We start from the raw sequence: 19,042 nt of genomic DNA on the forward strand, positions 1-19,042 counted from the left end.
TCGCGGCATCAGCCCGCGTGGCTACTTCACCCATCAAGACCGCTGGACACTTCTTTAGCCAGCTCGATGAAAACCCCCACCGCTGCACTCAGATAAGCTTCCTTTCGCCGTAAAAGAACGGCAGTTCGCTGCAAGCGTTCTGGCTCCAGGGTGATGGCCACTAGGTCGTCATGAGCCAACGCAATTCTGGCAGGCAGCAACGTCGAAAGATGCGTTCGTCGAACGATCTCAATCACTGCCCCAAGAGCATTGACCTCCATCTGCACCTGAGGGCGAATCCCGTGTTTGCGGCAGTAGCGGTCGATTTGGTCACGAGTGGCAAACTCTGTACTGAGCAGAACCAGAGACTCAACACTCAGGCCTTTCGATGTTATTGCCCGCTCCTCGGCCAAACGGTGTTTTCGGTTCACCACTAGAGCGAGCGTTTCGTTCAGCAAGGGGATGGCTTCAATGTCCGGTGTATTTATTTCATCGAACGCGATCCCCACGTCCAGTTCTCCTGCCAAAAGCAATTCCTCGATGCGCTCTTGGGAGATCTCTTTCAGGTTGACGGTGATTTTGGGATGCCTGGAGTGAAATGCCTCGATCAGCGGCCCCACCAGATAGGTCGTGAATGTCGGCGTTACGGCAATGCGCAATGAGCCACGGCTGAGGTCGCTCACGTCATGGATAGCGCTTTTAGCTTCCCGCAACTCCTGATACGCACGGCGTGCATAGAGAAGGTAGACATCGCCTGCGTCTGTCAGCCGCGTTGTGCGCCCTGAGCGGTCGAACAATTGGGCTCCAAGACTTTCCTCCAACTGTCTTACTTGCTGCGAAAGGGCCGGCTGAGAGACATGCAGAGCCGCTGCAGCTTTCGTGAAACTGAGATGTTCAGCAACCGCCAGGAAATACTGGATGTGTCGAGCGAGCATAAGTTGATCCATAAGATTATCTGATCTACTGCATAATAAATGAGACTTTTACCTTATGTCATGTGTTGCTTAATCTTTGTCTCACACCCAGCGACATTGAGACAGCAACCATGAAAGCGATCATCGACGGTTTTCTGAAATTCCAGCAAAACGCCTTTCCTGAGCGGGTCAAACTGTTCAAGGACTTGGCCAACCAGCAGAGCCCGAAGGCGCTGTTCATCTCCTGCTCAGACAGCCGACTGGTGCCTGAACTGGTCACTCAGCGCGAGCCAGGCGATCTGTTTGTAATTCGTAACGCCGGCAACATCGTGCCGTCGTATGGCCCGGAGCCTGGCGGCGTTTCGGCCTCGGTCGAATACGCGGTAGCCGGACTCGACGTCGCAGACATCGTGATCTGCGGTCACTCGGACTGCGGAGCGATGACCGCTATCGCAACCTGCAAGTGCCTGGATCACATGCCTGCTGTAGCCGGTTGGTTGCGTTACGCCGACTCGGCCAAGGTGGTTAACGAAGCCCGTCAGCACCTCGATAAGCCCAGCAAAGTCGCTTCCATGGTGCGCGAAAACGTCATCGCGCAACTGGCCAACATCCAGACCCACCCATCCGTTCGCCTGGCGCTCGAAGAAGGTCGCGTCACGCTGCATGGCTGGATCTATGACATCGAAACCGGGCGTATCGATGCCTTTGATGGCAGCACCGGCACCTTCGTGTCTCTCGCCGAAAACCCGGAAGTTCACGCCGTATCCCAACAAGCCAGGCACGTTGCCTGAAACCTATACCTGCACCTTTACCTACCCAGGAGATTCACCATGATCCAGACTCAAGCTACTCGCACCGCTCGCCAGGAACTGACCGAAATCATCATCCTGGCCAAGGCCCGCAAGGATCTTTCCTTCGCCGAAATCGTTGATGGCACCGGCCTGTCCGAAGCCTTCGTCACTGCAGCCCTGCTTGGCCAGCACCCACTGCCTGAAAGCGCCGCCAAGGTCGTAGGTGAAAAGCTCGACCTCGATGCTGATCAAGTCACTCTGCTGCAATCGATGCCAATTCGTGGCAGCTTCTTCGACGGCGTACCGAGCGATCCGACCATCTACCGCTTCTACGAGATGATGTCGGTGTACGGCACCACCCTCAAAGCGCTGGTTCACGAGAAGTTCGGTGACGGCATCATCAGCGCCATCAACTTCAAGCTGGATATCAAGAAAGTCGAAGACCCGGACGGTGGTCACCGCGCTGTGATCACCCTGGACGGCAAGTACCTGCCTACCAAGCCTTTCTGATGCCACTCAGCCCGGCGTCAGAACTGCGCCGGGCTACCCCAACCCTTTACTCCGACCGAGCGCCGTATGAGTGCGCTGGCCTCCTTACGCCCCCAATACAGGTGATTGCTATGAAGCTGTTACTCGTTTTGTTCCTCGGCTGCCTTGGTTCTGTCGCTATGGCCGACGACCAGGTTACTCAGACTGCGCAGCTTACGGTGGAGCCCTATCGCTACGCTCAGCACCTCGATATCGCGCACGTTGTGGCTGTTACCCCGGTACCTAATGTCTGCGATGTGGTGCCAATGCAGCTGACTTACGACGATTCCAAAGGCGACCGTCACATCATGGAGTACCGCGTTATAGGGAATGGTTGTTCCAACAACTAACCCACGACCCACCGACTACCGGCCCATCGCCAAGGAACGTAAACCATGAAGTTGTCACGCACACTCACCGCCGGCCTTCTTGCCATTGCCGTTAACAGTGCATTCGCTGCGGGTGGCCCTGGTGTCGAAACCACCACCCAGGCCTTTCTTCAAGCCCTGGAAGCAGGCGGTGGTAAACCGCTGGAAACCCTCTCGCCGAAAAACGCCCGCGCCGTGCTGAGCGGTGCCCAGGCCAGCGTGAAGGTAGATCTCGCGGGTATCCAGGTCGAGCGTCGGAGCATCGAGGTAGAGGGCAGAAGCCTGGATATTCGGGTTATACGTCCAGAAGGGGCAGAGGGCGACTTGCCTGTGTTCATGTTCTTTCATGGCGGGGGTTGGGTGCTTGGTGATTATCCCACCCATGAACGCCTGATCCACGACCTGGTAGTAGGGTCTGGTGCGGCAGCGGTTTACGTCGACTACACGCCGTCGCCGGAAGCGAAGTTCCCCACAGCGATCAATCAAGCTTACGGCGCCACACGGTGGGTTGCCGAACACGGTAAGCAGATTGGTGTCGATGGAAGCCGTCTCGCGGTTGTGGGAAATAGTGTCGGTGGGAACATGGCCGCTGTGGTTGCGATCAAGGCCAAAGAGGCCGGCACCCCCAAACTGCGTTTCCAGGCGCTCTTGTGGCCGGTGACGGATGCAGACTTCAGCAGCGGCTCTTACAACCGCTTCGCCGAAGGTCACTTCCTTACTCGTGGCATGATGAAATGGTTCTGGGACAACTACACCACCGATCCGGAACAGCGACGCGACATACACGCCTCACCACTGCGCGCTACCTTGGAGCAGCTGCAAGGCCTACCACCAGCTTTGGTACAGACTGCCGAAATGGATGTACTGCGGGACGAGGGTGAAGCTTACGCCCGTAAGCTCAATGCGGCAGGCGTGCCGGTTACTGCCGTTCGATACAACGGCATGATTCACGACTACGGCTTACTCAATGTACTCGCTCAGGTTCCCAGCGTCCGTGATGCGATGAGTCAAGCCGCTCAGGCGATCAAGCAGCACCTGAAGTAATCGCAAAAAAATCAGTCGAAGACAGCCAGTCAGATAGCGAATGCTACTGCTCCGCTTGGCCTCCATGTGTGAACTAGGCAGCAAGCGGAGCGCACCGGCCCCGGAGGGGCCAGAGGCGTGCGGAGGGGAAACCCGGAGGGCCGCAACCTAACGAGGCCAGGCTGCGGTTTACGACAGCCGCCCCATCACGAGCACGTTCAGTTCTCGTCTTCCTGTTCATTGGCTTGATCGGCTGTTCGCTTTTTCAGGTGTCGATGTAGCGGGCTGATGGAGATGAGCGCCGGTCGGATCGGTGATTTGAATGACATTGCCATGCTGCCAACCATCCGCCTTGGGATCAGGCGCAGGGATTTGAATGTCAGCCCGCTGAGCTTTCGTTTTTGCCGCATCCACTCTCAGACGCTGATTCCGCTGCTCGACCATCGTTGGATCAGCCTGGCCATCTGCTGTGAACCCCATCATCAACTGCGGGACGCCCACCGGTAGGGCTTTGTCCTGGTCGGTGTGCCACGTGTGCCATGTCTTCCCATAGGTATGCGCAAGCCGTTTCATCAGCGCATGTTCAGCAGGTGCAGGAATACCTGGTGCAATCAACTGACCGGACGAGACTTCATACCCATGGCTGTGCCACATCGCCTTCTCCTTCGCCGGCAGACCAGCAAACAGCTTCTCGTCGATGATGTACTCGATACCCATGATCTTCGCTTCCTCGGTGTTACCGTCGAAGATGACGCACTGGATTACATCCTCATTCAGGATGGAGCAGTAGTGATGCGCTTCCATCTGCACATCAGGATGTCCGTTGTAAAAGTGGAAGCCATCCAGGTAGGCATTGATAGCCTCAATGGGCGGCTTGGCCTGCAAGGTCGCTGCCCCGGCTTCTAGCAATTGGGTCTTGGCTGATGCGGGTCTGCCGGGTGTCTCCACAGGCGACTTCGTCTCAGGAGCAGAGCAAGCCCACAGAAGACTACAGGCCAGGGGAAGGGTTATGAATCTGATGAGTTGTGGCATGAGAGTGGCTCTAGTTAGTGTCCTCAAAGGACAGCCTGGGCCAGCAGAACGGACAATTCAGAAGACAAACGGCCTGGGTCGATGACGAATTCCATACAAAAGAAAGCCCGCTGCTAGGCGGGCTAATGGGAGCTTCTATCACACATAGGGATAGGGCGAGTGTTGCCTAGGTGTCGTGAAAATTGGGTGAAAGAAAAGTCCCGACAATGTCATCACCGGGATTCCCTCAATGCAGGGCCAGTCATATGTACGTGAGTCTGCGAGAGAGATATGCGACGGTTCACTTCGTTGAATCTTGAGTTCAAAAAGGGCAAGCGGAGCGCGCCGGCCCAATGGGCCAGTGGCGTGAGCATGGAACCCCGGTAGGGCCGACCCCAGGGCGACGCCAGGGGTCGGTTCACGACAGCCTCGCTAAGACCTATTCTCCCCGTGGAAACCTCTTGAAGCGTCTCACCTCTTGATACCACGCCAGGCAGTGCGGCCGGTGGCCATGCCTAAGCTTTTGCGCTTAGCCTTGCGGCGTGTTCAGGAGGGATGACTGCAACGAGGTTGGCGCTTCAGCTCTAGGTCGAACGGGCTCCATCACTGACAGCTTTCGACCCAAAGCTGCCTTTTATGGGGTAGCACCCGACAAGCCGTAGGCTGTTGATTACACGATAAGCCAGATCGCTGCCCACTCTCAGCGAATAGCAGGTAGGCTAGCTCTATGTTTAAGGAATTTTGAAGGATAGACATGGACGTTAGACAGATCACACTCCAGGATCTTGAAGGGTTTTATTCGCTTTTCTGCGAGGTGTCCGCTGAAGGGCGTTACTCTGCACGCGTCAGCCCGCCTCCAATTGAGGTCATAGCGCGAGCATTGACTCATGCAACAGAAAAGAATTGGCCGGTCTATGTCATCGAGCATGACGGCGAGATAGTCGGGTCGGCTGAAGCCTATCCCGAAAGCTTTTGCCGGCTTGGCGGTTGCGAGAGTGTCGGAGTTCTCGGAATGCAGGTAAGGCAAGAATACAGGCGCAATGGTTACGGATTTGCCCTTCTCTCAATTGTGGTAGCCCATTGTCGAGATGCAGGCTTCACCTCGGTTGATCTCAGTGTTTTTGAATCCAATTTGGCTGCCCGATCACTGTACGACAAATTTGGTTTCATATGGGTCGAAAACCTTTCTCCATGCAGGCTTCCGAGTGGTGCTGTCGAGAAACCGATCAAGATTCGGCTTGCGCTATCCCCAACACCATAGGAGCACGCCGGGCATGCATCGAACGCCTGGGAACTACCGATGTAGAAATTCAGCCATCGAACGTCTGCAATGGGTCGATAGTAGCCCTTCAAGCACAGCGGCCTCGGATGGCAGCCAAGCCCCGTAGCAGACTACGAAGGTAACGGATAGACGCTTTTGCGAACCGAAGTAAGTTTTGCTATAACCGCTGGTCATCTCAAAGGAATGAACCTATGACCACCAAATCTGTAATTTTTCTCACCGCTGCGCTTGCCTCAGGTTTCGCCATGGCGGTCAGTGAGGCTGATTATTCAGTGTCAGAAGAGAATTGCACTCCTGAGTACTGGGAGAAGCTACCCGATGGCAAGAAGACGGAAGATCTAATCGATAGATGTGATGATCTAGAGCCATCCGAGAGTGGCGGTTCTGAGCAAAAAGCGCCCTGAGATCTACCCGATCAATAAGGAGTCAGCAGGCTCCTTATTGATCGGGCTGACCTGGGAGTCTAGAAGGTCAGTACTTACCTTCTGGACTTTTCTCGAATTTCCATTCGGTCATTTCCTTCGCGGCAAGGAAACTCTTGCAGTTTGCGATGAACTCGTTCCGGTTCGATTCTTTCGACAAGCTCGCCAAATTTTTTTCGTACATCTCCGGAGCACAGTTGTCTGCTGTGGGCTCGGGCACTTTTTCCTCTGAGCAACCTGCCAAAATCGTGGCCAATCCCATGGCTGCGGCCAGCCGAGCCAATTTGATATCCATATTGTGATCCTTAGGTCATTGCGTTTAGCTTGATAGTGGGCTCCCTCGAACCCGCCGGTAGCCTAAAGCGTGGGGGCGTGAAAGACCAGCTTTGCCCGTTTCTCTCGCCATACACCAACGCCGCTCTGGGTCGAGAGCCGCCATCCGCGACTGGCTGCTTCCGACCCATTGCGGACGTCCGCCAGAGGCTGCTTTCGGCTCATACCCGTCGGTCGGAAGGGGCGGCAATGAGCTGAAACAGACTGTAGGCGATACTAGGGCCCTCTCTGAAGTATTGCGTTTGCATGTTGAATCACTAGGACATCACGTTTTAGCAGCAGGCTTAAGTCGGAAGCTGACGCCCATACGGTTGAAAGCGTTCATTGCGGCAATCCTCGCTGTCAGGTCGACAAGATCCTTTTCTGCAAACATCGCTGGTGCTGCTACATAAGCTCCGTCGAAGACGCTTGAAGTCGATCTTGGTCTTAAAGCGGGCTGCAGACTTGATCCACTTTATGGCTATCCCTACCAAAGAACGCCTTCACCTCACCGTACCCTGTTTCCCTTTCAGTATTCAGTGACTCCACCCCCTTGGCGGTACCTTCAACGGTGAAGTAATACACGTGATTGAGACCGATGGTGGCGAGGACGGCGGACAGGTAGGGGCGCAGAAAGTCGGGCTGACGGGCACGTTGGCCGCTGAGGTAGCCCCCGCTAGCTATTGCGACGTAAACCGGACGATCCGTCAGCGTTCCGACTTTGCCTTTGGCGGTGCCCAGAAACGTTTTGCCCACGCGTACCACCTGGTCGATCCACATCTTGAGTGGGGCGGGCACGTTGTAGTTGTGCATCGGCGTGGCAATCAGCAGTACGTCGCATGCCTGCAGTTGGTCGATCAACTCATCGGAACGGCTCAACGTACCCTCCTGCCCGCTTGCTATGACTACGCGCTGATTGGCTAACGCCTGGGCGTAAGGCGCATCGACTGGGGCCAAGGTGTTGAGGTCTAGATCGGTTAACTGGATACCCCTTCTGCCGGCCTGACTGGCCAAGGCAAACAGGATCTGCTGGGACAGTTTCAGACTTTCCGAAGCGTCTGCATTGGGGCTGGCGACCAGGCGAAGAATGCGCAAAGGAGCAAGTGGCTGCTGGGACGATGTCATGAGGTTTGCCTCTTTGAATGTGCGGGCGGGTTATGGCGTATCGAACTGTTTTTGAAAGCGCAGTGCACCCGTCAACAGGCCCTCACGGAAGTAGAAACGTTGCGCGCGGGCGTTGGCCAACCCCGTGTCGAGCACCAGGCGTGCACAACCGCTGGCGCGGCCCAGTCGTTCCAAGGCTTGCAATAAGCGCGACCCCCACTGGCCACCCCGCTGAGCCTCGGCGGTTACAAGGTCATCGACATACAGGAATGCGCCGTAGACCAAGTTTTCCTGTAAGCGGTAACCAGCCAGTGCGACAAGAACGCCTGAGTCATAAGCACCAATCAGGCGATACCCTTCAACGCGCATACGCTCGATGCGGCTGACGAAGTCGGCTTCGCTCGTCAGATGAGGGCGCAATTGCTGCATTACCGAGAATGCGCTGCTCAGCTCATGGGTGCTGTCCAGGGGACGCAGGGCCGGGTCGGCCAGGTCGAGCACGCTGGGTATGAAGTTGTGCAAAGTGAATGTCATGGGAGTTGCCCTCATGAGTAGGTGATGGCGCTATATTGGACTAGCATTGACCTACTTGATTGAGCCAAGAAATGGGATATGAACTAGGCCATGATGACCTTCCCAAAGTCGCCTTTTGCTCCCTTGGAAGAGCAGTCCGCCTTGCCCCTGTATCGTCAACTGTACAACCGCGTGCTGGCCGCCGTTGCCGCTGGCACGTTATGCCCCGGTGACCGTTTGCCGTCGGCGCGCGCCATGGCCAAGGAGCTGGGGGTGGCCCGTGGCACCGTCGAACTGGCCTATTCGCTGCTGGCCAGCGAGGGTTACCTCCTGGCGCTCGGGCAGAAAGGCACCCTAATCAATCCTGAACTGCAGAAGCCCGTGTCGGCGGCCACCGCATTACCAGTCAGCAGCCAAGTGATCGAAGACACCCCTGATTCGCTCTGGCGTCCACCGCAGCTGTTGCCATTCCAGATGGGGGTACCGGCGTTGGATGCATTTCCGCGCAAGATATGGGCGCGTCTCGGTGCTCGGTATCTACGCGGGATGCGTCTGGGAGATCTGGACTATCCGGCTCCCCACGGCCTGGCAGCGTTGCGCAGCGCCATTGCCTCGTATCTGCAGGTGTCCCGAGGTATCGATTGCGGTGCCCACCAGGTGTTCATCACCAGCGGTTGGCGCAATAGCCTGTCGTTGGTCGCTCATACCTTGTTGCAGCCAGGCGAGTGCGCCTGGGTGGAAGACCCGGGCTATCCCACTACGCGCCAGGTGCTTCGCCAGTTTGGCCTGGAGCTGGAAGCGGTGCCGGTTGATGCCGATGGCATGAATGTAGAACACGCCATCGCGGGTTCTCGGGCTGCTCAGGTCGCCATGGTGACACCGGGGCATCAGAGCCCGCTGTCGATGGCACTGTCGCTGCCACGCCGACAACTGCTACTGGATTGGGCTGCCCGCACCGGTGCCTGGATTGTCGAGGACGATTACGACGGCGAGTATCGCTACGTCAGCCGTCCACTTCCAGCACTGGCCAGCCTGGATCGCCATGGGCGCGTGCTGTATGCCGGCACCTTCAGCAAGGTGCTGTTTCCCGGTATTCGCCTGGCTTATCTGGTGGTGCCGCAGGCGCAGGTGGCAGCGTTCGAGCGCGTCGGCCGGGCGTTGTTTGCTGCCGGGTCACCGTCAATTACCCAGGCCTTGGTGGCGGAGTTCGTTGCCGAGGGACACTTCGCTCGGCATATCCAACGTATGCGCCGCCTCTACAACGAGCGACGGGCATTGACCATCGAAGCACTGGAGCGGAGTTTGCCGAAGGGTATGCAGGTGGAACGCTCGCCAGGCGGCATGCACCTGGTACTGCGTTTGCCGGAGGACGTAAGCGACACCGCCCTGGCCGAGCAGGTGCTGGCCAGGGGCATGTCGGTACAAGCGTTGTCGCGCTGGGCTGCCTCATCGCAGCGTCAGTCAGGTCTGCTCCTGAGTTTTACCAACTGCGCCACGACTGCTCCAGGCGAGCAGCTTGGCGCGTTGATCAGCAAGTTACTCAGTTGAGGTTGGCCCTGTTCAGGCCGAACAGCTCATCGGACGAGCCCGGGATCGCCTGGAAAGCCACATTGAGGCGATTCCAGCCATTGATGGCGACGATTAGGAACGACAAGTCCGAGAGATCCTGCTCGGAAAACTGCTCGCGCGCACTCGCATAGAGGCTGTTGGAGATACCATGAGGCGGCAGTTGGGTGAGGGCTTCAGTCCACTCCAGCGCCGCTCGCTCCACTGGCGAAAACAGCTGCGACTCACGCCAGACGGCGACGTGGTGAAGACGCAGCTCGCGCTCGCCATGGATCTTGGCCTCTTTCACATGCATATCCACGCAGAACGCACAGCCGTTGAGCTGCGAAGCGCGCAGCATGATCAGGTGGGCAAGATCGGCCATTAGCGGCTTCTTGCTCAGTTGCAGGGTGAGTTCCACCAGTTTGTTGGACGCTTGGGGAGACAGCTTGAAGTGATCAAGGCGGTTGTTCATGGGTAGTTGCTCGCAGTGGGTGGATGTTTGTTGGAGCCCACTGTAGCTACCCTTGGACTAGCCCTACAGGGCCAAGATGTTAACTTCGAACTGGGCCATGTCTGTATCGAAGTGCGCCATGATCACTCATCGAGCGATAGGGTCGAAGGGGCGCTATAGGCCGTTAATTACCCTCCGCGAATGTAGATTGTGACGTCCCCTCGCTGGTTGAACGCATGAAACTGGCTTCAAAGCGGATTAGCCAACTGCTGTCTCTGGGTGCAAGGGGCATTGAGTTCTAGCAGAGCTGCCCCTGCGACTCGCCGCTCGGCCTTTCAACTGAATTTTTCCAGCAGTAGACACCTCCATAAATCATCAACCAGGGAGGGGGTCTTGTGTCCGCACTTCAACTGTACGTTATCGACAATGGAGATCAGCGGGCCGGAGCCGGAGTTCATAACTCTACCTGTTGATTTCAAGAGGTTCGCTGAAGGGGCGGGTGGCGCATAGCCCCACGCCGATCAATTCTGGAGAGTGAGTATGCAACCCAAGACTGAGGGCTCGGAAGAAAAAGGGCCTAGCAATATTCCATTTATCAACGACCCGCAAAAGCCTACGTCGCCGCCTATGAATGATGCCGATGCTACGGATGCAGCAGAGGCGGAAGAAGACATTCAAGACGACGCAGAGTCGATCTAGGCCGAGTGACGCATTAATAGCTGACACTTGAACCCAACCGCTGATAGCTGGAACTCAAAAAGCCGGTGCGGCACGTGCTTCGAAGCGTGCCGCCACCAAGCTCAGTCTGGTCAGCTTCGGCCTGGACGTTCTCTCCGGTTTATTAAAGATAATCGGAATTTCGAGGTGCCGCTGAACTCTCAGTCAATGGTATGTGCGTTGTTTTCCCGGCTCCAATCCTCCCAACCAACAAGACCAACAGGGGGCTTTTATGACGTGTCTGATTTGCGCAGGGCATGCGCACACCGTGGAATGTGCCACGGGTTGGGAAGAGCGGCATTGTACGGAGTGCGGCGGCTATCGCATGTCCCAAACCCTCATTCTGGCGATGATGGAGCAGGGGCAGATCTTCGACACCCCAAAAATGCGAGCATGGCTGAGCACCCGGCGGGACGTGGTGCCAATACCCACAATCGAGTCCCACCACGCCATTCTCGTCAGGTGAATTGGCGGTGCGCCGCACCCGTTTCCTTCAGGCGCGCTCCCCTCGAAGCCAGCGCTCGTGATAATGCATCAGGCGGGTCAGCCCATAGACGGCGCCGTCGTGCATGACTTGCGCTCGCTCTCCAAAAAAACGCTGGGTACGGGTGAACACGGCAATCGGCTCGCCGGCAAATGCCCACGCAAAGCACAGCGTGCCGGGTAACACCCCTGATGTTGGGCTTGGCCCTGCTACACCGGTAGTTGCAATAACGACGTTGGCATCGCTGTCCTTCAACGCCCCTAAGGCCATCTCCCAAGCGACGGGTTCGCTAGTCAGCCCGTACCGTTCGATGGTTTGCGCGCTTACGCCTAGCAGGCGCTTCTTAGCGGCGGGCGAATACACCACGTAGCCGCTTTCGAGCACCTCCCCTGTACCGGGGAAGGCCGCTAGCAGAGCCACCATGCACCCTGCAGTGCAGGATTCGGCAGTGGTCAGTACCAGATGGTGGTCTTTGAGATAGCCGAGCACGGCCAATACGGGATCACTTGCCATTTTCATGTCGACTCGTTGATCTTTTGCGGTGGACGTGTCGGCTGTGTAAATGGTTCACCGGTTTAATGCAGCTTCGCTTTGTAACGATGCGCAGCGGCCAGATGGCGCGTCAGGCACTGATCATGAGCTCATCCAAACGCAGCCATGCCTGCCACGATCATATGGAGCTCATACCACTCATGCTGGTCTGCTGAACCTCTGAGGCATTGACGACTCAACCGGGCATCGACGTATGGGGCAGGCTGATGCGAACGTTTGAGAAAGACCTCTCTGCACCTCAATTGTTGAAGCTCAATTACCTGGCCCGGTGGTTTCAGGTATTTGAGGACAGAGCATTGCGTATGGAGTCGCCGGACGATTATCACGAGGAACTGCTTCGCCAGGCCGATGAGCTGGATCGTCAAGGGCTGATCTCTTGGCAGGAGTGGCGTGATCTTCGTCTAGAGGCTGACGCTGCTTACCTCAGAGCGGTAGCAGGGGACGATTACCCGTCAGGGTTTCTCTCGAGATCGACGTAGCGGGTTTCGCTAAGGTGCGCCGAAAAACCTGCATGAGGATGAAGTGAGAACGTGGGCTCGTTGATCCAGGCCGTTAAACTCAGCACCGGCCAAGAAGCCTGGGGCCGCTTCGCGGCCCATCGCCGGCAAGCGCGGCTCCCACAGGTACTGCGCCGGCCGTGAGAATGGTTAAATTTTTGTGGGAGCCGGCTTGCCGGCGATGAGGCCGGTACTGACTACAAAGTTGCGGGAAGGCCGCAATTACCGGCCGCCACCCAAGTGATGCCACTCGCTGTACGCCGACTTCAAAACGTGGGGAAGGCGAGGCAGCTCTCGTCTGATTTCGCTCAGCGCGTCAGGGCTTCGAATCCACTCGGTCAGCCACGCGATCAGCATCGGCCGGGTAGTGGGGCAGGGGGCGACCTGGTGTTCAAGCTCGTCGGCTATGTGTCCCAGAAGCTCCAGATACGTGTCCAATTCGGCAATTTGATCGACCATAGTATGCGACCTCTCTCAGCTTCGGATCAGTGCTGGCTCTGTTGCCCTCACTGCTCCAATGTCAGCAAGCGCGCGTCCTCTTCCCGCGCCCCAGGCCATGGCCCTCGTCGTCGTCTCGCCGGGCCGCCTAACGTAAGCCTCTTCAACCCGGGCCAGGCCCGAGGGTTCGTAAATCCCGATGAACAACTGGGTGTCGCCTGTGCGGGCTAACCTGGCCTGAACATCAAGCCGTGCTCCGTCCGCGAGCACCTCTTCATGGGAATGGTGTTGCAGGCTTGGATCGGCCCAAGCCCAGAATACTGCTCCACGATGTCGCATCCTTGCCCCCTGATCAGATCTTCCTCAACAGAGCCTAGCCCTTGTGGTCTTTTTTACCTGCCCCAATCATTTCTGAACATTCCAATGCCAGCTCGACCAAGAGTTGCCTTGATGCTTTCACATAGCCGGACTAATACTAAAGAACTGCCAAGAAGAGGGATGATCATGCAGACACGCTTCGTTGTGATTCCCGCGTTACCTCTGCAAAAAGAACAGTTCCCTCGCCGCATCGGCGTTCCTGCTGCCTTGGCGGCCGGGTATGACCTGTACGACACCCACTGCAAGATGCGGCTGTGCCTCGGCTATCCCACCCGTGCCGAGGCGGATTACCAGTGTATGTGCCGCAACAGCCAGGAACTAGCAGGCGGTTCGGGCGTCGCTGCGCAAGCATAAAGCAGAGCTATCCGCCCAGTCGCTGCTACACCCTGACCCCCAGCCTATTGGCTGGAACGGCTGTTGGTATTCGCTGGAGTCGAGGTGGAGGGACGGTGCAGATGGGTACCGGTTGGATCGGTGATCTGGATGACCTTTCCATGCCGCCAGCCATCCGCACCAGCATCAGCAGGGGGAATCGGGATATCTGCGCGTTGAGCCCTCGTCTTCGCAGGGTCCACCCCCAGACGCCGATTGCGCTGCTCGACCATCTTTGGATCAGCATGGCCATCCGCTGTGAACCCCATCATCAACTGCGGAACGCCCACAGGTAGGGCCTTGTCCTGGTCGGTGTGCCACGTGTGCCAAGTTTTCCCGTAGGTATGGGCAAGCCGCTCCATCAGCGCATGTTCAGCAACTGCTGGTATGCCTGGTGCGATCAACTGCCCGGAAGACACCTCATAGCCATGGCTGTGCCACATCGCCTTTTCGTTCGCCGGCAGCCCGGCAAACAGCTTCTCGTCAATGATGTACTCGACGCCCATGATCTTCGCGTCCTTGGTATTGCCGTCGAAGATTACGCACTGGATTACATCCTCGTTGAGGATGGAGCAGTAGTGATGCGCCTCCATCTGTACGCCGGGGTGGCCGTTGTAGAAATGGAAACCATCCAGATACGCGTTGATGGCATCAATTGGCGGTTTGGACTGCAATGCCGCTGCGCCGGCTTCCAGCATCTGGGTCTTGGCTGACTCAGGCCTGCCGGGTGTCTCCATCGGCGACTTCGTCTCAGTAGCAGAGCACGCCCACAGAAAACTACAGGCCAGGGGAAGGGTTACGAGTCGGATAAGTTGTGGCATTAGAGTGGCTCTAGCGGGTGTCCTCAAGGGACAGCCTGGGCCGGTAAAGCGGACAATGCAGCAGACGAACGGCCGGGGGGCGACGAATGCCAGGCAAAAGAAAGCCCGCTGCTAGACGGGCTAATGGGGGCTTCTATCACTCGTAGGGATAGGGCGAGTGTCGCCCGGGAGTCGTGAAAATTGGGTGAAAGAAAAGTCCCGACAATGTCATCACAGGTGCGAATATTTTAAATGGGCACGATCCTAAGATCTGCTGACGCGATTGCCGACGCGGGCTAGCCAGTGAAATTGAGCCGCTGCGGCCGCAGCGCCAGACGGACTGGCAGTAGGTAATCCCTAGAGGAAATTAAGATGATCCGGCTAGCCGAAAAAAGTGACGAACCCGATATCAGAAACTGCGCTGAGCGCGCTTACGCTCGTTATGTGCCAATAATCGGCCGCAAACCAGCCCCGATGATCGCCGATTTCACCACGCAAATAGCGGCCGGAATGGTCTATGTTGCGACGGACGAAAATGCCACGTTTCTGGGCTTTATTGTGTTCTATCCCGAGGACAGGCATTACCTGTTGGAGAACGTGGCAGTCCTCCCAAGCGCAGCCGGCCGTGGGGTCGGAAGGAAGCTGATTAGCTTTTGTGAAAATGTCGCCCGTCAGCATGGAGTGGCCGCTGTTCATCTGTATACCAATGCAATGATGAAGGACAACATCGCGATCTATTCGAGGCTCGGCTATGTGAAGGTAGCGCAGCGCACGGAAGATGGCTTCAATCGCGTTTACTTCGAAAAAAACCTCACCTGACTGGGGGGGCTCCCGCCCTGAACTGGCGCCACCTTCAGTCTTTTAGCACCCCGCTTCGAACTCCGACCGGATCAACATCTCCAACAGCCGGCCATTAACAGACGCGGCCACTGTTGTTGCCGAACTGTTGCGGTAATGGCGGCCCGCAGGCGCAGGCAAGCCAGCGCCTGCAGTGCCGGTGGATAACGAATTTCGGGCAAAAGAAAGCCCGCCGCCAGGCGGGCTCCCATAACGCACGGCTTAACCCGTAAGAGGCGGGGATCAGTCCGTTTTTTGCTCCACCGCAGGCGCACCGGCTGCTGCGCCGGCATTTGATTTCGCCCGCCCGCGGCCGCCTTTGCCGCGCTGTAGCGAGGCTTGGTGCTTCGCATACCTCGCCTGGGCGGCGGTCACCACACCTGCTACCTGGCCGTTCAAATCCAGGCGAGGCGCATCCTCCACCATGCTTGCCCAGTACCGAGCGCCTCGGCACCAGGTAGAAATGCCAAGCTTGAGCTGTTCGCGAGTCAACCCAAGTAGCTCCAGGTGTTGCTCGGCATCCGTGAAAATGCCCTCCTTGAGCGGGACTTTTGGCGCCGGATTGACAGGAAACGCCAACGGAAAATGCTTCTGCAGTGGCCAGATTGCGGCCACCGCTGGATCCTGCTCACGGGGTTTGGAGTGTGAGGAAGGCTTGCGTTCGGCGCGCTTGGCGCTAGAGGCCTTTGCCTGATCCTTCTCAGCCCGCAGGCGGTCACGTAGTCCAGCTAGTTGTTCAAAACCCATCGTTAAATTCATCGCTTCGGAAATGATTGCGTAGCGCAAGGATAAGCCATGTAGCGTCTGGGGGCAGCACCAAACCGGACAAATTGCCGATGGCTTCGTCTGTAGCCTGGCGGTGCTTTATCTGAAATCGCTGTATCTGCCGCGCTTGGTCGGGTTCAACGGTGGCCCACTGAGGCGACCCGCCACTTCAACTACCCCGCTTTGAGCTGCTGTTTGAGCTGCGCCAGCAGGCGCAAGCCTGCGGCCTCGACCAGATCGCCGTGTTGGCTGAGGGCACCACAGCTTCTGCAGGTGATCAGTGATTTGCGATGCAGTCTGGTGGGCTGAACGAGCTGCTCGCCATCGCATTTCAGGCAGCGCAGTGTGAGGCTCATATTCCTTCTCCTTGGAAATGTCGCGAGGGCTGCCCCCGTTCCTTGCGAGGGCGTTACATTGAGTGGAGAAGGGGGAAATCGTTCAGTCGGAAAATCACCCCGGGCGATCTATTGAAACGAACATGGGCCTGTGCCGCGACAGCGGACAGGCCCAACGGATCCAACAAGCGGGGCTGCCAGGCAGCCCCTTTCTCAGGCTGCAGCCGCCAATTTGGCACTGGTCTGCCGACGACGATACGCACTGTCGCGGCTCGCCAGCCACCAGTACAGCGGCGACGTGATCAACAGCCCCACCAGCCACGACAGGTCGGCCCCGTTGATGTGCTCGGAGATTGGCCCTACATACAGCGGCGTGTTCATGAACGGGATCTGCACCAGGATACCCACCGCATAGGCGGTCAGGGCCTGCGGGTTGTAGCGCCCGTAGATGCCGCCATCGACCTTGAAGATCGACTGGATGTCGTAGTCGCCCTTGTGGATCACGTAGAAGTCGATCAGGTTGATCGCCGTCCACGGCACCAGTACCACCAGCAGCACCAGCACCATGTCGACGAAGTGGCCGATGAAGTCCGCCGACGCGAACACTGCCACCACGCAGCAGGCTGCGAGCACGATCAGCGACAGTACCGCGCGGCTCTTGGCGGTGGGGATCCAGCGGTAGGCGAAGGTCTGGATCAGGGTGATGATCGACAGCACCGCGCCATACAGGTTGAGGGCGTTGTGGCTGATCACGCTGAGCAGGAACAGCACCAGCATGACCGGGCCGAGCGTGCCCGTGGCGAGCTTCACTGCGTCCATGGTGTCCATACCTGCCGGGATGGCCAGCACCGCCACGGCGCCAAAGATGAACGACAGGCTCGAACCCAGGGCCGAGCCCAGGTAAGTGGTCCAGAAGGTCGACGAGACTTTCACGTCGGCCGGCAGGTAGCGCGAGTAATCCGAAACATACGGGGCGAAGGCGATTTGCCAGAGCGCCGCCAGCGACACGGTCGCCAGCCAGCCGGCGAGGTTGAAGTTGCCGCGGGTCAGGAAGTCATCGCTCTGCACGTGGCTGAAGATGTAGCCAAAGCCGACCACGATACCGATGCCCAGCACCCAGGTGCCGATGCGGTTGAGCACGTGGATGAAGCGGTAGCCAATGATGCCAATGATCCCCGAACCCAGTGCGCCGATCACGATGCCTACCGGCACCGGCACGGCATCGACCACGCCATGCAGCGACTTGCCGGCCAAAACGATGTTGGAGGCGAAGAAGCCGATGTACATCACGCCTGCGATCACCACCACCAGCAGCGCCCCGAGCGTGCCGAACTGGGCACGGCTCTGGATCATCTGCGGGATGCCCATTTGCGGGCCCTGGGCAGAGTGCAGCGCCATCAGTACCCCGCCGACCAGGTGGCCAACCAGGATGGCGACGATGCCCCACACCAGGTTCAGGTGAAACAGCTGCACGCCCAGCGCGCCGGTGACGATGGGCAGCGGCGCGATGTTGCCGCCGAACCACAGCGTGAACAGATCCCTTACCTTTCCATGGCGGTCTTGCGGGGGCACATAGCCGATCGTGTGTTTTTCTATGAGGGGTGCCGAATTGGCTGCACTGGTCATGACTGACTCCAAGGCAAGGTGGGGCATCGGGTGCTGCCCGGGTGCGTGCCGGCGAAGGGCGACGCGTTCTTGTTGGAGCGATGATGGGGTGTGCGCAGGGAACGAGAAATTAGTAAATATGTGCCCATAAACCTTAAAAAACCTAAGGCTGACAAAAGGTTAAGGGACGAGTGGTAGCAAAGAGCGGGCCACCGGGCTGTAAGGCCCGGGTTTGGCAGGTTTGAGCGGGCATTGTGCCAAATGGGTGTGCCGCTATGGTGCGGGGTGCTCAATTGAGGTGCGGATAGCAGCTAGGTAGACAGTTGCGGATATTTGACATTTTATGGGTTAGTCCCACCACCCCTGCAAAGCGAATTCTTAAAGGGGAATGCTGTTCACTCAGGTTATCCGTCGCCTGTATTGGGGCCGCTTTGCGGCCCATCGCGACACAAGGCCGCTCCCACAGGGGCCGCGTATGCCAGTAGCTACATTGGCAGCATCCGGTCCTGAATCACTTCCTTCATTACCAAGGTGGAGCTCAGCCGTTTCACATTGGGAATGCTGGTCAGCTGTTCGTCATACAGCTTCTGAAACGCCGGCAGGTCCTTGGCCACCACATGCAGCAGGTAGTCCGGGTCGCCGAACAGCCGCTGCGCCTCGACGATCTGCGGTATGTCGCCCAGTGCTGCCTCGAAGTCCGCCACCGGCTGGCGGGTGACTTCGCGCAGGGTGACGAACACCAGCGCGGCAAAGTTCAGCCCCAGTGCAGCCGGTGCCAGGCGTGCGTGGTAACCGAGGATGGCGCCGGCGTCTTCCAGGGCCTTTAGCCGCCGATGGCAGGGCGACAGGCTCAGGCCTACCCGGTCGGCGAGCTCGGTGACCGATAGGCGCCCGTCTTTTTGCAGTTCGGCAAGGATCTTTCGGTCAGTTCTGTCCACTGAGAAGAATCTTCTAATAATCATGATTGAAGGGGAAATATACGAAAGATAATCCCCCGATGGAATCCGTACGCTTTC

The 19,042-nt window shown here is 57.8% G+C and carries 25 protein-coding genes and 1 pseudogene; 12 read left to right on the top strand and 14 right to left on the bottom strand.

Annotated features, from left to right (window positions below; all coding sequences use genetic code 11):
- Positions 1-26: 26 nt before the first annotated feature.
- Entirely contained in the window at positions 27-914 is an 888-nt protein-coding gene (gene cynR / locus ACFY68_RS11475) for a transcriptional regulator CynR (RefSeq protein WP_387526989.1), read from the bottom strand.
- 110 nt (positions 915-1,024) lie between these two features.
- Here cynR and ACFY68_RS11480 point away from each other — a divergent pair, with 110 nt between their 5' ends.
- From ACFY68_RS11480 to ACFY68_RS11495, 4 genes are all read left to right on the top strand, one after another.
- Positions 1,025-1,684 (top strand): carbonic anhydrase, encoded by a 660-nt coding sequence (locus ACFY68_RS11480; RefSeq protein ID WP_346612281.1) that lies wholly within the window; start codon positions 1,025-1,027, stop codon positions 1,682-1,684.
- 39 nt (positions 1,685-1,723) lie between these two features.
- Positions 1,724-2,194: a cyanase gene (gene cynS, locus ACFY68_RS11485; RefSeq protein WP_019471981.1), complete on the top strand. Its 471-nt coding sequence runs from the start codon at positions 1,724-1,726 to the stop codon at positions 2,192-2,194.
- Positions 2,195-2,304: 110 nt separating this feature from the next.
- On the top strand, positions 2,305-2,562 hold the full coding sequence (locus tag ACFY68_RS11490; RefSeq protein ID WP_132841725.1) for a DUF2790 domain-containing protein: 258 nt from the start codon (positions 2,305-2,307) through the stop codon (positions 2,560-2,562).
- A 45-nt stretch (positions 2,563-2,607) separates the two neighbouring features.
- Positions 2,608-3,624 (top strand): alpha/beta hydrolase, encoded by a 1,017-nt coding sequence (locus tag ACFY68_RS11495; protein WP_387526993.1) that lies wholly within the window; start codon positions 2,608-2,610, stop codon positions 3,622-3,624.
- A gap of 216 nt (positions 3,625-3,840) precedes the next feature.
- On the opposite strand, the gene ACFY68_RS11500 is transcribed toward ACFY68_RS11495, so the two are convergent.
- A complete protein-coding gene (locus ACFY68_RS11500) occupies positions 3,841-4,635 on the bottom strand; it encodes an OBAP family protein (protein WP_387526996.1) in 795 nt (264 codons plus the stop codon).
- A gap of 733 nt (positions 4,636-5,368) precedes the next feature.
- On the opposite strand from ACFY68_RS11500, the gene ACFY68_RS11505 reads away from it, so the two are divergent.
- Together ACFY68_RS11505 and ACFY68_RS11510 are read left to right on the top strand one after the other, a co-directional pair.
- The gene (locus ACFY68_RS11505) at positions 5,369-5,875 is read left to right on the top strand and encodes a GNAT family N-acetyltransferase (protein ID WP_387526999.1); all 507 of its coding nucleotides are present in this window, start codon (positions 5,369-5,371) and stop codon (positions 5,873-5,875) included.
- A 212-nt stretch (positions 5,876-6,087) separates the two neighbouring features.
- Entirely contained in the window at positions 6,088-6,300 is a 213-nt protein-coding gene (locus ACFY68_RS11510) for an entry exclusion lipoprotein TrbK (protein ID WP_387527002.1), read from the top strand.
- 67 nt (positions 6,301-6,367) lie between these two features.
- Here the strand turns inward: ACFY68_RS11510 and trbK are convergent, their stop codons facing one another.
- The 4 genes and pseudogenes from trbK to ACFY68_RS11530 form a co-directional block, all read right to left on the bottom strand.
- Complete coding sequence (gene trbK, locus ACFY68_RS11515; protein WP_387527005.1) at positions 6,368-6,613, bottom strand: entry exclusion lipoprotein TrbK; 246 nt, start codon at positions 6,611-6,613, stop codon at positions 6,368-6,370.
- Between the two features lie 303 nt (positions 6,614-6,916).
- A pseudogene (locus tag ACFY68_RS11520) lies at positions 6,917-7,057 on the bottom strand (carboxymuconolactone decarboxylase family protein); the annotation flags it as partial.
- A 20-nt stretch (positions 7,058-7,077) separates the two neighbouring features.
- Complete coding sequence (locus ACFY68_RS11525; RefSeq protein ID WP_387527008.1) at positions 7,078-7,755, bottom strand: FMN-dependent NADH-azoreductase; 678 nt, start codon at positions 7,753-7,755, stop codon at positions 7,078-7,080.
- Between the two features lie 30 nt (positions 7,756-7,785).
- Positions 7,786-8,268, bottom strand: a complete 483-nt coding sequence (locus ACFY68_RS11530; RefSeq protein ID WP_387527011.1) for a GNAT family N-acetyltransferase — start codon at positions 8,266-8,268, stop codon at positions 7,786-7,788.
- 90 nt (positions 8,269-8,358) lie between these two features.
- Between ACFY68_RS11530 and ACFY68_RS11535 the strand changes: the two genes are divergently transcribed.
- Complete coding sequence (locus tag ACFY68_RS11535) at positions 8,359-9,795, top strand: PLP-dependent aminotransferase family protein (RefSeq protein WP_387527014.1); 1,437 nt, start codon at positions 8,359-8,361, stop codon at positions 9,793-9,795.
- On the opposite strand, the gene ACFY68_RS11540 is transcribed toward ACFY68_RS11535, so the two are convergent.
- A complete protein-coding gene (locus ACFY68_RS11540) occupies positions 9,788-10,267 on the bottom strand; it encodes a carboxymuconolactone decarboxylase family protein (RefSeq protein WP_387527017.1) in 480 nt (159 codons plus the stop codon). The two genes, ACFY68_RS11535 and ACFY68_RS11540, sit on opposite strands and share 8 nt — an antisense overlap.
- A gap of 519 nt (positions 10,268-10,786) precedes the next feature.
- Here ACFY68_RS11540 and ACFY68_RS11545 point away from each other — a divergent pair.
- The gene (locus ACFY68_RS11545; RefSeq protein WP_346612326.1) at positions 10,787-10,945 is read left to right on the top strand and encodes a hypothetical protein; all 159 of its coding nucleotides are present in this window, start codon (positions 10,787-10,789) and stop codon (positions 10,943-10,945) included.
- Positions 10,946-11,288: 343 nt separating this feature from the next.
- Positions 11,289-11,429, top strand: coding sequence for a hypothetical protein (locus tag ACFY68_RS11550; protein WP_387527020.1), 141 nt, complete (start codon positions 11,289-11,291; stop codon positions 11,427-11,429).
- A 27-nt stretch (positions 11,430-11,456) separates the two neighbouring features.
- Here ACFY68_RS11550 and ACFY68_RS11555 read toward each other — a convergent pair whose 3' ends face one another.
- Positions 11,457-11,960 carry a CinA family protein gene (locus ACFY68_RS11555; RefSeq protein WP_387527144.1) on the bottom strand — a complete coding sequence of 168 codons (504 nt, stop codon included), beginning with the start codon at positions 11,958-11,960 and terminating at the stop codon, positions 11,457-11,459.
- 245 nt (positions 11,961-12,205) lie between these two features.
- Between ACFY68_RS11555 and ACFY68_RS11560 the strand changes: the two genes are divergently transcribed.
- Positions 12,206-12,478 (top strand): hypothetical protein, encoded by a 273-nt coding sequence (locus tag ACFY68_RS11560; RefSeq protein ID WP_387527023.1) that lies wholly within the window; start codon positions 12,206-12,208, stop codon positions 12,476-12,478.
- 492 nt (positions 12,479-12,970) lie between these two features.
- On the opposite strand, the gene ACFY68_RS11565 is transcribed toward ACFY68_RS11560, so the two are convergent.
- Positions 12,971-13,273 carry a hypothetical protein gene (locus tag ACFY68_RS11565; protein ID WP_387527026.1) on the bottom strand — a complete coding sequence of 101 codons (303 nt, stop codon included), beginning with the start codon at positions 13,271-13,273 and terminating at the stop codon, positions 12,971-12,973.
- Between the two features lie 159 nt (positions 13,274-13,432).
- On the opposite strand from ACFY68_RS11565, the gene ACFY68_RS11570 reads away from it, so the two are divergent.
- Entirely contained in the window at positions 13,433-13,666 is a 234-nt protein-coding gene (locus ACFY68_RS11570; protein WP_387527028.1) for a hypothetical protein, read from the top strand.
- 44 nt (positions 13,667-13,710) lie between these two features.
- Here ACFY68_RS11570 and ACFY68_RS11575 read toward each other — a convergent pair whose 3' ends face one another.
- Positions 13,711-14,505, bottom strand: a complete 795-nt coding sequence (locus tag ACFY68_RS11575; RefSeq protein ID WP_387527030.1) for an OBAP family protein — start codon at positions 14,503-14,505, stop codon at positions 13,711-13,713.
- Positions 14,506-14,856: 351 nt separating this feature from the next.
- On the opposite strand from ACFY68_RS11575, the gene ACFY68_RS11580 reads away from it, so the two are divergent.
- The gene (locus ACFY68_RS11580; protein WP_387527033.1) at positions 14,857-15,303 is read left to right on the top strand and encodes a GNAT family N-acetyltransferase; all 447 of its coding nucleotides are present in this window, start codon (positions 14,857-14,859) and stop codon (positions 15,301-15,303) included.
- A 261-nt stretch (positions 15,304-15,564) separates the two neighbouring features.
- Here the strand turns inward: ACFY68_RS11580 and ACFY68_RS11585 are convergent, their stop codons facing one another.
- From ACFY68_RS11585 to ACFY68_RS11600, 4 genes are all read right to left on the bottom strand, one after another.
- Positions 15,565-16,068, bottom strand: a complete 504-nt coding sequence (locus ACFY68_RS11585) for a ProQ/FinO family protein (RefSeq protein ID WP_387527147.1) — start codon at positions 16,066-16,068, stop codon at positions 15,565-15,567.
- A 191-nt stretch (positions 16,069-16,259) separates the two neighbouring features.
- Positions 16,260-16,442 (bottom strand): hypothetical protein, encoded by a 183-nt coding sequence (locus ACFY68_RS11590; RefSeq protein ID WP_346612337.1) that lies wholly within the window; start codon positions 16,440-16,442, stop codon positions 16,260-16,262.
- A 192-nt stretch (positions 16,443-16,634) separates the two neighbouring features.
- Entirely contained in the window at positions 16,635-18,047 is a 1,413-nt protein-coding gene (locus ACFY68_RS11595) for a cytosine permease (protein ID WP_346612338.1), read from the bottom strand.
- Between the two features lie 464 nt (positions 18,048-18,511).
- A complete protein-coding gene (locus ACFY68_RS11600) occupies positions 18,512-18,964 on the bottom strand; it encodes an Lrp/AsnC family transcriptional regulator (RefSeq protein ID WP_387527038.1) in 453 nt (150 codons plus the stop codon).
- Positions 18,965-19,042: the final 78 nt, after the last annotated feature.

Origin of the sequence: Pseudomonas sp. NPDC012596 (assembly GCF_042902325.1) — a bacterium.
In the GTDB taxonomy this organism is placed as follows: domain Bacteria; phylum Pseudomonadota; class Gammaproteobacteria; order Pseudomonadales; family Pseudomonadaceae; genus Aquipseudomonas.

Bases quoted from the DNA above. Each gene is read 5' to 3' on its own strand.
- cynR (WP_387526989.1), bottom strand. From the start codon at position 914: ATGCTCGCTCGACACATCCAGTATTTCCTGGCGGTTGCTGAACATCTC.
- ACFY68_RS11480 (WP_346612281.1), top strand. From the start codon at position 1,025: ATGAAAGCGATCATCGACGGTTTTCTGAAATTCCAGCAAAACGCCTTT.
- cynS (WP_019471981.1), top strand. From the start codon at position 1,724: ATGATCCAGACTCAAGCTACTCGCACCGCTCGCCAGGAACTGACCGAA.
- ACFY68_RS11490 (WP_132841725.1), top strand. From the start codon at position 2,305: ATGAAGCTGTTACTCGTTTTGTTCCTCGGCTGCCTTGGTTCTGTCGCT.
- ACFY68_RS11495 (WP_387526993.1), top strand. From the start codon at position 2,608: ATGAAGTTGTCACGCACACTCACCGCCGGCCTTCTTGCCATTGCCGTT.
- ACFY68_RS11500 (WP_387526996.1), bottom strand. From the start codon at position 4,635: ATGCCACAACTCATCAGATTCATAACCCTTCCCCTGGCCTGTAGTCTT.
- ACFY68_RS11505 (WP_387526999.1), top strand. From the start codon at position 5,369: ATGGACGTTAGACAGATCACACTCCAGGATCTTGAAGGGTTTTATTCG.
- ACFY68_RS11510 (WP_387527002.1), top strand. From the start codon at position 6,088: ATGACCACCAAATCTGTAATTTTTCTCACCGCTGCGCTTGCCTCAGGT.
- trbK (WP_387527005.1), bottom strand. From the start codon at position 6,613: ATGGATATCAAATTGGCTCGGCTGGCCGCAGCCATGGGATTGGCCACG.
- ACFY68_RS11525 (WP_387527008.1), bottom strand. From the start codon at position 7,755: ATGACATCGTCCCAGCAGCCACTTGCTCCTTTGCGCATTCTTCGCCTG.
- ACFY68_RS11530 (WP_387527011.1), bottom strand. From the start codon at position 8,268: ATGACATTCACTTTGCACAACTTCATACCCAGCGTGCTCGACCTGGCC.
- ACFY68_RS11535 (WP_387527014.1), top strand. From the start codon at position 8,359: ATGATGACCTTCCCAAAGTCGCCTTTTGCTCCCTTGGAAGAGCAGTCC.
- ACFY68_RS11540 (WP_387527017.1), bottom strand. From the start codon at position 10,267: ATGAACAACCGCCTTGATCACTTCAAGCTGTCTCCCCAAGCGTCCAAC.
- ACFY68_RS11545 (WP_346612326.1), top strand. From the start codon at position 10,787: ATGCAACCCAAGACTGAGGGCTCGGAAGAAAAAGGGCCTAGCAATATT.
- ACFY68_RS11550 (WP_387527020.1), top strand. From the start codon at position 11,289: ATGTCCCAAACCCTCATTCTGGCGATGATGGAGCAGGGGCAGATCTTC.
- ACFY68_RS11555 (WP_387527144.1), bottom strand. From the start codon at position 11,960: ATGGCAAGTGATCCCGTATTGGCCGTGCTCGGCTATCTCAAAGACCAC.
- ACFY68_RS11560 (WP_387527023.1), top strand. From the start codon at position 12,206: ATGCGAACGTTTGAGAAAGACCTCTCTGCACCTCAATTGTTGAAGCTC.
- ACFY68_RS11565 (WP_387527026.1), bottom strand. From the start codon at position 13,273: ATGCGACATCGTGGAGCAGTATTCTGGGCTTGGGCCGATCCAAGCCTG.
- ACFY68_RS11570 (WP_387527028.1), top strand. From the start codon at position 13,433: ATGATCATGCAGACACGCTTCGTTGTGATTCCCGCGTTACCTCTGCAA.
- ACFY68_RS11575 (WP_387527030.1), bottom strand. From the start codon at position 14,505: ATGCCACAACTTATCCGACTCGTAACCCTTCCCCTGGCCTGTAGTTTT.
- ACFY68_RS11580 (WP_387527033.1), top strand. From the start codon at position 14,857: ATGATCCGGCTAGCCGAAAAAAGTGACGAACCCGATATCAGAAACTGC.
- ACFY68_RS11585 (WP_387527147.1), bottom strand. From the start codon at position 16,068: ATGGGTTTTGAACAACTAGCTGGACTACGTGACCGCCTGCGGGCTGAG.
- ACFY68_RS11590 (WP_346612337.1), bottom strand. From the start codon at position 16,442: ATGAGCCTCACACTGCGCTGCCTGAAATGCGATGGCGAGCAGCTCGTT.
- ACFY68_RS11595 (WP_346612338.1), bottom strand. From the start codon at position 18,047: ATGACCAGTGCAGCCAATTCGGCACCCCTCATAGAAAAACACACGATC.